Annotated in this window: 12 protein-coding genes; 6 read left to right on the top strand and 6 right to left on the bottom strand. The window is 71.8% G+C overall.

Going from position 1 to position 11,206, the window contains the following annotated elements:
- Both C1J00_RS28645 and C1J00_RS28640 read right to left on the bottom strand, forming a co-directional pair.
- Positions 1-1,549, bottom strand: a 1,549-nt coding sequence (locus C1J00_RS28645; RefSeq protein ID WP_102911899.1) for an ABC transporter permease, incomplete at its 3' end; no start/stop codon positions are given.
- The gene (locus C1J00_RS28640; protein WP_102911898.1) at positions 1,546-2,442 is read right to left on the bottom strand and encodes an ABC transporter ATP-binding protein; all 897 of its coding nucleotides are present in this window, start codon (positions 2,440-2,442) and stop codon (positions 1,546-1,548) included. The genes C1J00_RS28640 and C1J00_RS28645, both read right to left, overlap by 4 nt.
- A gap of 74 nt (positions 2,443-2,516) precedes the next feature.
- On the opposite strand from C1J00_RS28640, the gene C1J00_RS28635 reads away from it, so the two are divergent.
- Entirely contained in the window at positions 2,517-3,014 is a 498-nt protein-coding gene (locus C1J00_RS28635) for a GbsR/MarR family transcriptional regulator (RefSeq protein ID WP_102911901.1), read from the top strand.
- Between the two features lie 34 nt (positions 3,015-3,048).
- Here the strand turns inward: C1J00_RS28635 and C1J00_RS28630 are convergent, their stop codons facing one another.
- Positions 3,049-3,933: a diacylglycerol kinase family protein gene (locus C1J00_RS28630; RefSeq protein WP_102911897.1), complete on the bottom strand. Its 885-nt coding sequence runs from the start codon at positions 3,931-3,933 to the stop codon at positions 3,049-3,051.
- 185 nt (positions 3,934-4,118) lie between these two features.
- On the opposite strand from C1J00_RS28630, the gene C1J00_RS28625 reads away from it, so the two are divergent.
- Positions 4,119-5,402, top strand: a complete 1,284-nt coding sequence (locus C1J00_RS28625; RefSeq protein ID WP_102911896.1) for an adenylosuccinate synthase — start codon at positions 4,119-4,121, stop codon at positions 5,400-5,402.
- Positions 5,403-5,537: 135 nt separating this feature from the next.
- The gene (locus C1J00_RS28620; protein ID WP_102911895.1) at positions 5,538-5,831 is read left to right on the top strand and encodes a hypothetical protein; all 294 of its coding nucleotides are present in this window, start codon (positions 5,538-5,540) and stop codon (positions 5,829-5,831) included.
- 9 nt (positions 5,832-5,840) lie between these two features.
- Here C1J00_RS28620 and C1J00_RS28615 read toward each other — a convergent pair whose 3' ends face one another.
- From C1J00_RS28615 to C1J00_RS28605, 3 genes are all read right to left on the bottom strand, one after another.
- Positions 5,841-6,491 (bottom strand): putative DNA-mimic protein, encoded by a 651-nt coding sequence (locus tag C1J00_RS28615; protein WP_033310151.1) that lies wholly within the window; start codon positions 6,489-6,491, stop codon positions 5,841-5,843.
- A gap of 114 nt (positions 6,492-6,605) precedes the next feature.
- Entirely contained in the window at positions 6,606-7,307 is a 702-nt protein-coding gene (locus tag C1J00_RS28610) for a GntR family transcriptional regulator (protein ID WP_102911900.1), read from the bottom strand.
- Positions 7,308-7,424: 117 nt separating this feature from the next.
- Positions 7,425-8,780: an aspartate aminotransferase family protein gene (locus C1J00_RS28605; RefSeq protein WP_102911894.1), complete on the bottom strand. Its 1,356-nt coding sequence runs from the start codon at positions 8,778-8,780 to the stop codon at positions 7,425-7,427.
- Positions 8,781-8,951: 171 nt separating this feature from the next.
- On the opposite strand from C1J00_RS28605, the gene C1J00_RS28600 reads away from it, so the two are divergent.
- The 3 genes from C1J00_RS28600 to C1J00_RS28590 all read left to right on the top strand — a co-directional run.
- The gene (locus C1J00_RS28600; RefSeq protein WP_102911893.1) at positions 8,952-9,566 is read left to right on the top strand and encodes a type 1 glutamine amidotransferase family protein; all 615 of its coding nucleotides are present in this window, start codon (positions 8,952-8,954) and stop codon (positions 9,564-9,566) included.
- The gene (locus C1J00_RS28595; RefSeq protein ID WP_102911892.1) at positions 9,563-10,039 is read left to right on the top strand and encodes a MarR family winged helix-turn-helix transcriptional regulator; all 477 of its coding nucleotides are present in this window, start codon (positions 9,563-9,565) and stop codon (positions 10,037-10,039) included. The genes C1J00_RS28600 and C1J00_RS28595 overlap by 4 nt, the downstream gene beginning before the upstream one ends.
- Positions 10,040-10,118: 79 nt before the next feature.
- On the top strand, positions 10,119-11,206 hold a 1,088-nt coding region (locus C1J00_RS28590), incomplete at its 3' end, for a serine/threonine-protein kinase (protein ID WP_180989728.1).

Raw genomic sequence — 11,206 nt, 5'->3', positions numbered from 1 at the left:
GCACCACCGCCACCCCGGTCAGCACGGACACCGGCCCCCACTCCATGGAGCCGCCCGGCAGCTTCGGCAGATGCCCGAACGGCGAGACGTCCAGCACCGCCGGCGGCACATCCAGCGCAGGCCCGACCCACCCGATCAGCAGCACCGCCCCGGCGACACCCCAGGCCGCAACGGCCGCCCGGGGCAGGACGCCGTGCAGCAGCACCGCCACCCCGCCGATCACCCACACCGCCGGGAGCTGTACGAGGCACGCGGCCAGGAGCGGCCCGGTCTGCCTGCCGTAGCCGACGGCGAAGCCCAGTCCGGCCAGGAGCATGATCAAGGCGGCACCGCCGAAGGCGATCACCAGATGCCCGGCGGCCCAGCGCAGGCGCCCCACCGCGTTCGCCAGCACCGGTTCCGCCCGGCCCGAGGTCTCCTCGCCGTGCAGACGCAGCACCGACGCCACGATCCAGAGCGCCGCGACCAGGCCCAGCATGCCGATCATGGACGCCAGGAACGCGTCCGTGAGGCCGGACTGCCCGCCCATCCGCTCGACGATGCGCCGGGCGCCGGCGTTGTCGCCGACCAGGTCGGCCGCGCCCTCGGTCATGCCGCCGTAGACGACCCCGGCGAGGAAGAAGCCGATGCTCCAGCCCAGTACGCCGCCGCGCTGCAACCGCCAGGCCAGGGCGCCCGCGGTGCCCAGGCGGCCGGAGGCCGGGCCCGGCCGGGTCGGCAGGAAGCTCATGCCGAGGTCCCGGCGGCCGGCCAGGGCATAGGCCACCGCCCCTTGGAGAGCCACCGCCCCGGCGAACAGGGCCAGCACCCACCAGCGCTCGGAGGCGTACGGCCGCAGGTGCTCCAGCCAGCCCAGTGGCGACAGCCAGGTCAGGACCGACGAGCCGTCATCGGTGGCCGAGTCGCCCGCCGCGCGCAGGACGAAAGCCGCCCCGAGTACCGCCGCCGTCAGGCCGCGTGCCAGCCGTGCGCTCTCCGTCAGCTGTGCGACGATCGCCGCCGCCGTGGCGAAGACCATTCCGACCCCGGCGATTCCCAGCCCCAGGGCCAGGGCCCCGGCGGTGCCCCGTCCGGTCAGGCCCGCCGCCACCAGCAGCGCCAGCACCGTGTTGGCGACCGCCGCGGCCAGCAGGGCCGCCGTCAGAGAGGCCCGGCGGCCCACCGTCCCGGACGCGACCAGTTCCTGACGGCCGCTCTCCTCTTCGTCCCGGGTGTGCCGTACGACGACCAGCAGGCTCATCACGGCGGCCAGGGAGCCGGCGTAGATGCCGACGCGCCAGGCCGTCAGGGCGCCCAGCGAGTCGCCGAAGACCGGGCCCACCATCGCGCGCAGAGAGGAGTTGCTCTCCATCTGCCGGACGAGGTCGGCGCGTTCGGCCGGGGTGCCGTAGAGGCCCTCCAGAGTGTTCGGCATGGAGAGGACCATCAGCGCGTTCACCGCGATCCAGACGGGGATCATCAGCCGGTCGCGGCGCAGGGCGAAGCGCAGCAGTGTGCTCGTACCGGCGAGTTGGCGTGAGCTGCCACGCCGTACCGCGAAGGCCGTCATCGGCCCGCCGCCTCGTCCTGGTAGTGCCGCAGGAACAGTTCCTCCAGCGTGGGCGGTGTGGACGTCAGCGACCGTACGCCCGACTCGCTCAGCGACCGCAGAACGCCGTCCAGCCGGTCGGTGTCGACCTGGAGCCGGACGCGGCGCCCCCGCACGTCGAGGTCGTGCACGCCGGGCAGCGCCGACAGCCCGTCGGGCGGCCCTGCGAGTTCGGCGACGACGCTGGTGCGGGTCAGATGGCGCAGGTCGGCGAGCGAACCGCTCTCGACCGTACGGCCGTTGCGGATGATGCTCACCCGGTCGCACAGCTCCTCGACCTCGCTGAGGATGTGGGAGGAGAGCAGGACCGTGCGGCCCCGGTCGCGCTCCTCCTCGACGCAGCGCCGGAAGACCTCCTCCATCAGCGGGTCAAGCCCCGAGGTCGGCTCGTCCAGGATCAGCAGGTCGACGTCCGAGGCGAACGCGGCGACCAAGGCGACCTTCTGCCGGTTGCCCTTGGAGTACGTGCGGCCCTTTTTGGTGGGGTCGAGTTCGAAGCGCTCGACCAGTTCCGCTCGGCGCCTCGCGTCGAGCCCTCCGCGCAGCCGGCCGTAGAGGTCGATGACCTCGCCGCCGGAGAGGTTGCGCCACAGCGTCACGTCGCCGGGGACGTAGGCGATCCGGCGGTGCACCTCCACCGCGTCCGCCCAGGGGTCGCGGCCGAGCACCTGCGCGGCGCCCGAGTCGGCGCGCAGCAGACCGAGCAGGACCCGGATGGTGGTGGACTTCCCGGCGCCGTTCGGGCCGAGGAAGCCATGGACCTCACCGGCGGCGACCTCCAGGTCGAGCCCATCGAGAGCGTGCGTCCGCCCGAAGGACTTGTGCAGCCCGGAGACGGTGATGGCCTTCGTCATGCTTCAGAACGTACGCTTCCTTCAGAAATTTGTGAAGTTAAGGAAGCATGTGAACCACGGATAGGATGGGCCTCATGACCGAATCAGCCGGGACCGGCCGGGACGCGGAGGCCGTGTCGAGGTTCGTGGAGTCCTTCGCCGCGCAGCTGGTCGAGGCGGGGATGGCGCGGATGCCCGCCCGGGTCTTCGCCGCGCTGCTCTCCTGCGACGCGGGCTCGATGACCTCCGCCGAGCTGGGGGAGCAGCTGCGGGTCAGCCCCGCGGCGGTGTCCGGGGCGGTGCGCTACCTGGCCCAGACACACATGGTCTCGCGCGAGCGGGAGCCGGGCTCGCGCCGGGAGCGCTACCGAGTGCACGGCGACCAGTGGTACGAAGCCCTCACCAACCGCGACGCCGTCCTCAAGCGATGGGAGACCGCCCTGCGCGAGGGCGTCACCAGCCTCGGCCCAGACACTCCGGCCGGCCGCCGGATGTCGGAGACCCTCGCCTTCTTCGAGTTCCTGGAGGGCGAACTCGCCGCCCTGATGGAGCGGTGGCGGGTGCACCGGGACAAGACGATCAGGCCGGGGTGACCCCGTCCCGGAGAAGATCGTCGAACGGGCCGGCTCACGGCCCCGCCGGTACCATCAGCCCCCACGCGCCCTCGCGCACCACCCACGTCCGGGTCCGTACCGGCCCCGACACCACCGTGTCCGCGCGGTAGCGGAAGTGGGCCCCGGACACCGTCACCGTCCGGCCCTCCGCCAGCAGCGGCAGGGCTTCCGCGCCCACCGACACGGGTCTGACCTCCACCGACGCGACGCCCGGCGCGGCCGGTGACACCGACACCGCCTCCACCGGCTGGTTCAGGTCGACGAGGGTCCGCCCGTCCACCTCGACCCGCAGCCGGGAGGGCCCCGGCTCGGGCGCCGCGGCCGGCCGGGTCGGGCGCCCCGCCGGAACCAGCGTCCGGACCAGGGACTGGCAGGTCCGCAGCCACGGGCGGCCCGGCACGTCGTCCGGATCCGGCGCGGCCTGCGGGCCGGCCCCGGCGGCCGGCGAGGGCAGCAGCGGCGGTATCCGCAACGCGCCGAGCACCACCCCGTCGCTGTCGTCGACCATCAGGTCCATGCGCCGCTCGACCCCGTCGAGCACCGCCCGCGCCGCCGCCACCGGCCCCGTCGGCACCCCCAGCGACCGGGCCAGGGACAGCGCGCCCCCGACCGGCACCAGCGACAGCACACATCCGGCCAGTTCCCGGTGCCGGTGCAGCAGCGCCACCGCCCGGATCAGCGCCCGGTCGTCGCCCACCACCACCGGTCGCCGCGAACCCCGCCGGGCCAGCGCCCGGGCGAACTCCTCCGGCCCGTCCGGCAGGCACAGCTTGAGTCCGGCACCCGCCCCGAGCACGTCTTTCGCGATCCGGACGGACTCGCCGTCCGACCTACGGGCGACCGGGTCGACCACCACCAGCAGCTGCTCGGACGTCGCGGAAGTCGCCACCTCGGCCATGCCTCGCTTCCTCGGGTAGCATCTTTGTGCAAGAGCCCCTTGCGCTATTGCGCCAGGGGCTTCGTCTATTCCGGGGCATCCGGTCCGACGGTTGGCGGCCAACGGCGGTCGCGGTGCACGCGGCTGCCTGTTCTCGCGTTCGCCCTCGACCATGGACATGCCCCGCCCGGAAGGGGTGTACGCGCGTGCCCGCACTTGTGCTGCTCGGTGCTCAGTGGGGTGACGAAGGCAAGGGAAAGGCCACCGACCTTCTCGGTGGCTCCGTGGATTATGTAGTGCGCTACCAGGGCGGCAACAACGCCGGCCACACGGTGGTCGTAGGTGACCAGAAGTACGCACTGCACCTCCTCCCTTCCGGAATCCTGTCTCCCGGCTGTACGCCGGTCATCGGTAACGGTGTCGTCGTCGACCCGTCGGTCCTGCTCTCCGAGCTGAGCGGTCTGAACGAGCGTGGCGTCGATACGTCCAAGCTCCTCCTCAGCGGAAACGCGCACATCATCACCCCGTACAACGTGACGGTGGACAAGGTGACCGAGCGCTTCCTCGGCAAGCGGAAGATCGGCACGACCGGGCGCGGTATCGGCCCGACGTACGCCGACAAGATCAACCGCGTCGGGATCCGTGTGCAGGACCTGTACGACGAGTCGATCCTCACGCAGAAGGTCGAGGCGGCCCTCGACGTCAAGAACCAGATCCTCACCAAGCTCTACAACCGGCGCGCGATCGCCGTGGACCAGGTGGTCGAGGAGCTGCTGGCCTACGCCGACAAGCTCGCGCCGTACGTCGCCGACACCGTCCTGGTCCTCAACCAGGCGCTGGAGGAGGACAAGGTCGTCCTGTTCGAGGGCGGTCAGGGCACGCTCCTCGACATCGACCACGGCACGTACCCCTTCGTCACCTCGTCGAACCCGACCGCGGGCGGCGCCTGCACCGGCGCCGGTGTCGGTCCGACGAAGATCAGCCGGGTCATCGGCATCCTCAAGGCGTACACGACCCGGGTCGGCGCCGGTCCGTTCCCGACGGAGCTGTTCGACGAGGACGGCGAGGCGCTGCGCCGCATCGGCGGGGAGCGCGGTGTCACCACCGGCCGTGACCGCCGCTGCGGCTGGTTCGACGCGGTCATCGCCCGCTACGCGACCCGCGTGAACGGCCTGACCGACTTCTTCCTCACCAAGCTCGACGTCCTCACCGGCTGGGAGCAGATCCCGGTCTGCGTGGCGTACGAGATCGACGGAAAGCGTGTCGAGGAGCTCCCGTACTCCCAGACCGACTTCCACCACGCCAAGCCGGTCTACGAGATGCTCCCCGGCTGGAACGAGGACATCTCCAAGGCCAAGTCCTTCGGTGACCTGCCGAAGAACGCCCAGGCGTACGTGAAGGCGCTGGAGGAGATGTCCGGCGCCCCGATCTCCGCGATCGGCGTGGGCCCGGGCCGGGACGAGACGATCGAGATCAACTCGTTCATCTGAGCAGTCCACCGTTCGCAGGCCGCTCCCCGTTCCCCACGGGGGGCGGCCCGCTTTCTCCCGAAGGGAGACTTGCCCGGATCGGGCATACGCTGAAGCCATACCCCCACGTGCGTCGACCAGAAGAAGGTGAGTGCGATGCGCGTACTGCTCAAGGCGTCCATGGACACGGAGAAGGCCAACGAGGCCATCCGGAACGGCACCCTGGGGAAGCTCATCCAGGAGTCGCTGGAACAGATCAAGCCCGAAGCGGCCTACTTCACCTCCGAGCACGGCAAGCGCACCGCTTTCCTGTTCTTCGACATGCAGGACAGCTCGCAGATGCCGGTGCTCAGCGAGCCCTTCTTCCTCCAGCTCAACGCGGAGGTCACCTACACGCCGGTGATGAACGTCGACGACGTGCAGAAGGGTCTGTCCCAGCTGGGGCGCTGAGCGCGCGGCTCAGCTGAAGACGATCATCGACCCCTGGGCGAGACTGCGGGTGACGGCCGCGTGCAGCCCGAGCCAGACGTGCCGCTCACGGGCGAACGGACTCGGGTCGTACGGGGCGGGAACGGCCGGTTCCTCCAGCTCCGTCGGGGCGAGCGGCGGCTGGGGAGCCGCCGGCGGGTTGGCCGGGTCGATACCGATGCCCGGGGCGACCGTCTCCAGTTCCCGCAGCAGGGCGTGCGAGGAGCCCAGGGGGCCGCCGCCGGCGAGGAGATCGTCGTCGGCGAGCGGACTGGGGAAGTCGACGGGGACGTAGGCGCCCGCGTGGTCGTAGTGCCACACCAGGTGCGACTGCTGGGCCGTCGACTCGAACATCTCCAGCAACTGCTCGTAGTCACCGCCGAGTTCGTCCACGGGCGTCACCGGCAGGCCGCACACCTGGAGCAGATAGGCGCGGCGCAGGAAGTGCAGCGCGTCGTAGTCGAAGCCCGCGACCGGGGCGACCTCGCCGGACAGGCCCGGCATGTACTGGTACACCGGCACCGGCGGCAGGCCGGCTTCGGCGAGCACCTTGTTGTATTGCGCGAGTTCCTCGGCGAAGGGGTTGTCCGGCGTGTGGCACAACACGTCCACGAGCGGTACCAGCCACAGGTCACAGGCCAAAGAAGGCTCCTCGCTCAGCGCGGTCGGGGTAGCACGGTGGTCAAGAAGGGTAGCGGTGCGGTCACGGCTTGCGCCGTGCATGTCCCATACCCATACGCGCAGCGGCGACGCAGGTCATCCGGAGGCGAGCCGCTCGATCAGGGTGAGCGAGTGCGCGTTGTACGCGGCGATGATCGCCCGGGCGGAGTCGTTGTCGCGGGCGATCAGGGCCTCCACCAGCTGCGTGTGACCGGCCCACAGCTCGCCGCGCAGATCGGTGAGCCGGCGCAGGTGCTGCACCGCGCAGACCCAGGTCTGGACGCGCAGCCGGTGCAGGAAGTCGGCGAGGTAGGGGTTGCCGAAGCAGGCGCCGAGCTCGCGCCAGAAGCGCAGGTCGTAGCCGATGAGAACGGTGAGGTCACCGGCCGCCGCGGCCCGCTGCGCCTCCTCGCCCCGCCTGCGGACCCCGGCGACGACGGCGGCGGCCCGGGGATCGTCGGGCCGCACCGCGTTCGGGCGTCCCGCGGTGAGCGCCAGGAACATCCCCTCGATGACCAGCCCGCGGGCCTCGATCATGCCGCGGAAGTCGTCGACCGAGTACTCGCGGACCCGGAAGCCGCGGTGCTGGTCGGCTTCGAGGAGCCCCTGCGCGGAGAGATCGACGAGCGCCTCGCGCACCGGTGTCGCGGACACCCCGTACTGCTCGGCGATCTCCTTGACCGTGAACTCCTGCCCCGGCTGGAGCCGCCCGGCCAGCACCTCGTCACGGAGCGCGTCGGCGATCTGCTGCCGCAGGGTGCTGCGCGTCACGGCGCCGTTGCCGGTGCTGGCGGGCATGGTCAGGGCGTCTCCCTCGTCGCGTCGGGTGGCGTGCGCATCCATGTCTACGAGCACGCCACCTTACGCGTTCGAATGAGGCCCGAGAATGTCGGTTACTGACGGGTTTACAGGTTTTTACTCGGTGTACTCGTCGGCGACCGAGAGTGCCGCGTCCAGCGCGGCGAGCCCTTCCTTGAGCTCCGCCTCGCTGATGTTGCAGGGCGGAACGACGTGCGTCCGGTTCATGTTCACGAAGGGCCACAGGCCGCCCTTCTTCGCGGCGGCGGCGAAGGCGGCCATGGGGGCGTTGGCCTCACCGGCCGCGTTGTACGGCACCAGCGGCTCCCGCGTCCCGCGGTCGCGGACCAGCTCCAGTGCCCAGAACATGCCGGTGCCGCGCACCTCGCCGACGCTCGGGTGCCGGTCGGCGAGCGCGCGCAGTTCCGGCCCGACGACGTCGGCGCCCAGCCGGGCCGCGTTCTCGACGACGCCCTCCTCGGCCATGACGTTGATCGTCGCCACCGCGGCCGCGCAGGCCAGCGGGTGCCCGGAGTACGTCAGGCCGCCGGGGTACGGCCGCTTCCCGAACGTCTCCGCTATGGCGCTGGAGATCGCGACACCGCCCAGCGGCACGTATCCGCTGTTCACGCCCTTCGCGAAGGTCAGCAGGTCGGGCGTGACGTCGAACAGGCCGGCGGCGAACCACTCACCGGTGCGGCCGAACCCGGCCATGACCTCGTCCAGGACGAAGACGATCCCGTGCTTGTCGCAGAGCTCCCGCACCCCGGCGAGATAGCCGGGCGGCGGGACCATGATCCCGGCCGTGCCGGGGATGGTCTCCAGGATGATCGCCGCGACGGTCGAGGGCCCCTCGAAGGCGATCGTCGTCTCCAGGTGCTCCAGCGCCCGCGCGCACTCCTGCTCCTCGGTCTCCGCGTAGAAGCGGGAGCGGTAGAGGTAGGGCGCCCAGAAGCGCACGACCCCGGCCGTGCCGCTGTCGGACGCCCAGCGGCGCGGGTCGCCGGTGATGTTCACGGCCTGCTGGGTGCCGCCGTGGTACGAGCGGTACGCCGAGAGCACCTTCGGGCGGCCCGTGTGCAGACGGGCCATCCGGACGGCGTGCTCGACGGCGTCGGCGCCCCCGTTGGTGAAGAAGATCTTGTCCAGGTCGCCCGGGGTCCGCTCGGCGATCAGCCGGGCCGCCTCCGACCGGGCCTCGACGGCGAAGGCGGGCGCGAAGGTCGTCATCGTCGCGGCCTGCTCCTGGATCGCGGCGACGACCTTCGGGTGCTGGTAGCCGATGTTCGTGTAGACGAGCCCGCTGGAGAAGTCGAGGTAGCGCCGGCCGTCGTAGTCCCAGAAGTACGACCCCTCGGCACCGGCGACGGCGAGCGGGTCGATGAGCTCCTGGGCGGACCAGGAGTGGAACACGTGGTCACGGTCGGCGGCCTTGACGGCGGCACCGGCTTCGGGGTTCGGCTGAGGGGTCATGCGGGCGAGCGTAGGGGCGGGGGAGAGGGCGGTGAAAGCGGCGGCCTGTCGGGCGTCGGCGGCGGCCCCCCGACAGGTTGTCCAGGCGGAACCAGCGGGAGGAAGGGTATTGACAGCATGCTGCCTTCTCGACAGAATGCTGTCATAAGCGCACGGGATCGAGGAGGAGTCATGAACACCACCACCGGCAAGCCCGTCCATCTCGCCGTCTACGACACCCTGGCCGACTGGGAGACCGGTCACGCCACGGCCCAGCTCGCCCGCACCGGCCACGAGATCCGCACCGTCGGCCCGAACACGGCCCCCGTGCGGAGCATCGGCGGACTGCGCATCCAGCCCGACCTGGCCCTGGAGGACCTGCGTCCTGAGGACAGCGCACTGCTGATCCTGCCGGGCGCCGACCTCTGGGATACCAGCGACGACCTTGCCCCCTTCGCCCGCACGGCCCGGGCCTTCCTGGACGCGGGCGTCCCGGTCGCCGCGATCTGCGGAGCCACCGCCGGACTCGCCCGGGAGGGCCTGCTCGACGACCGCGACCACACCAGCGCGGTCTCCTTCTACCTGGCCGCGACCGGCTACGCGGGCGGCGGGCGCTACGTCGAGGCCGACGCCGTCACCGACGGCGCCCTGGTCACCGCGGGCCCGACCGAGCCCGTCGCCTTCGCCCGCGAGATCCTCCGGCTTCTCGGGGTCTACGAGGGTGAGGTGCTGGACGCCTGGTACCGGCTGTTCCACGACTCCGACGCGGCGGCGTACGCGGTGCTGGAGAAGGCCGGCGCGCTGTGAGCCGCGAGCACCAGGACCTCCTCAGCCGCAGCGCCCTCGGGGTGTTCGGGCTCAACGGCCGGTTCCTCACCGTCGCGGAGGAACTCGCCCGGCCCGCCGGGCTCACCGCCGCCTGGTGGCAGGTGCTCGGCGCGGTCCTCGGGGAGCCGCTGCCCGTCTCCGGCATCGCGCGCGCCATGGGCATCACACGGCAGAGCGTGCAGCGCATCGCCGATCTGCTGGTGGAGCGGGGGCTCGCGGAGTACCGGCCGAACCCGGCTCACCGCCGCGCCAAGCTCCTCGCGCCGACCGCGCAGGGGCGCGCGGCCATCGCCCGGATCGACCCCGGGCACGCGGCGTTCGCGGACCGGCTGGCGGAGGCGTTCGGGGAGGCGGAGCTGGCCGAGGCGGTACGGCTGCTCGAACGTCTTTCGACGGTGCTGGACCAGGTGGGGCCGCCCGCAACGCAGCCTCCGCCTGTTACGGAACCGTAGACATCGCCCAGGCCACCCCGCCCCGGCCCGGCACTATTCTCGGTCTGTTGCTCACGTGTGGGGGGAAGGCGGCTGAGCGATGGAGAAGCTGGGGTCCGGGGATCCACTGGGGGTGCCCCCAGGCGTTGAGCGCTGGGGGAGCATCGGTGCCTATCGGTTGCTGGCGCGGCTCGGTGCGGGGGGCATGGGGCAGGTGTATCTGGCCCGTTCCGAGCGGGGCCGTACGGTCGCCGTGAAACTCGTGCGCGAGGAACTGGCCGCGCAGGAGGAGTTCCGGGAGCGGTTCCGGCAGGAGGTGCAGGCCGCGCGGCGGGTCGGCGGGTACTGGACGGCGCCGGTGCTCGACGCGGACACCGAGGCCGCCGTGCCGTGGGTCGCCACCGGGTACGTCGCCGGGCCGAGCCTGCAGCAGGTCGTCGGGCACGACCACGGGGCCCTGCCCGAGCGGACGGTCCGCATCCTCGCGGCCGGGCTCGCGCACGCGCTCAAGGACATCCACGCCGCCGGCATCGTCCACCGCGACCTCAAGCCGTCCAACGTGCTGGTCACCATCGACGGCCCGCGCGTCATCGACTTCGGTATCGCACGCGCCCTGGAGACCGTCACGGACGGCGGGCTCACGCGCACCGGCGCGCTCGTCGGATCGCCCGGCTTCATGGCGCCCGAGCAGGTGCGGGGCGACCGCATCACCCCGGCGTGCGACGTCTTCTGCCTCGGTTCGGTCCTCGCCTACGCGGCGACCGGCGCCCTGCCCTTCGGCACGGCCAACAGCGGCGTGCACGCCCTGATGTTCCGCATCGCCCAGGAGGAACCGGACCTGGACGGCGTCCCCGAGGGCATCGCCGACCTGGTCCGTGACTGCCTGCGCAAGGACCCCGCCGCCCGGCCCTCCCTCGACCGCGTCCTGGAACGCACGGGCGCGGACGACACCGTCGCGGACGGCCGTGCTCTCGATCCGTGGCTGCCGAGCGCGCTGGTGGCGCAACTGGGGCGGCACGCGGTGCGGTTGCTGGAGACGGAGGATCCGGAGGGAGCCGTCCCCGCCGAGCGGTGCCTCGGGGTGCTGCGCAGGTTCTCCGAGGACATGACGGAACTGGTGCGGGTGGAGACCGCCGACTGGATGGGCGAATTCCGGTCGGGGTGTGCCGCGCCGGTGGCCTTGCAGAC

Source organism: Streptomyces cahuitamycinicus (genome assembly GCF_002891435.1).
Lineage (GTDB): Bacteria > Actinomycetota > Actinomycetes > Streptomycetales > Streptomycetaceae > Streptomyces > Streptomyces cahuitamycinicus.
Note: the sequence above shows the minus strand (reverse complement) of the source record. Positions and strands in the feature narration are given on the sequence as shown.

Excerpts from the sequence above, each read along its gene's own strand:
- C1J00_RS28630 (WP_102911897.1), bottom strand. The coding sequence starts at position 3,933 with ATGGCCGAGGTGGCGACTTCCGCGACGTCCGAGCAGCTGCTGGTGGTG.
- C1J00_RS28600 (WP_102911893.1), top strand. The coding sequence starts at position 8,952 with ATGAACACCACCACCGGCAAGCCCGTCCATCTCGCCGTCTACGACACC.
- C1J00_RS28605 (WP_102911894.1), bottom strand. The coding sequence starts at position 8,780 with ATGACCCCTCAGCCGAACCCCGAAGCCGGTGCCGCCGTCAAGGCCGCC.
- C1J00_RS28640 (WP_102911898.1), bottom strand. The coding sequence starts at position 2,442 with ATGACGAAGGCCATCACCGTCTCCGGGCTGCACAAGTCCTTCGGGCGG.
- C1J00_RS28620 (WP_102911895.1), top strand. The coding sequence starts at position 5,538 with ATGCGCGTACTGCTCAAGGCGTCCATGGACACGGAGAAGGCCAACGAG.
- C1J00_RS28635 (WP_102911901.1), top strand. The coding sequence starts at position 2,517 with ATGACCGAATCAGCCGGGACCGGCCGGGACGCGGAGGCCGTGTCGAGG.
- C1J00_RS28610 (WP_102911900.1), bottom strand. The coding sequence starts at position 7,307 with ATGCCCGCCAGCACCGGCAACGGCGCCGTGACGCGCAGCACCCTGCGG.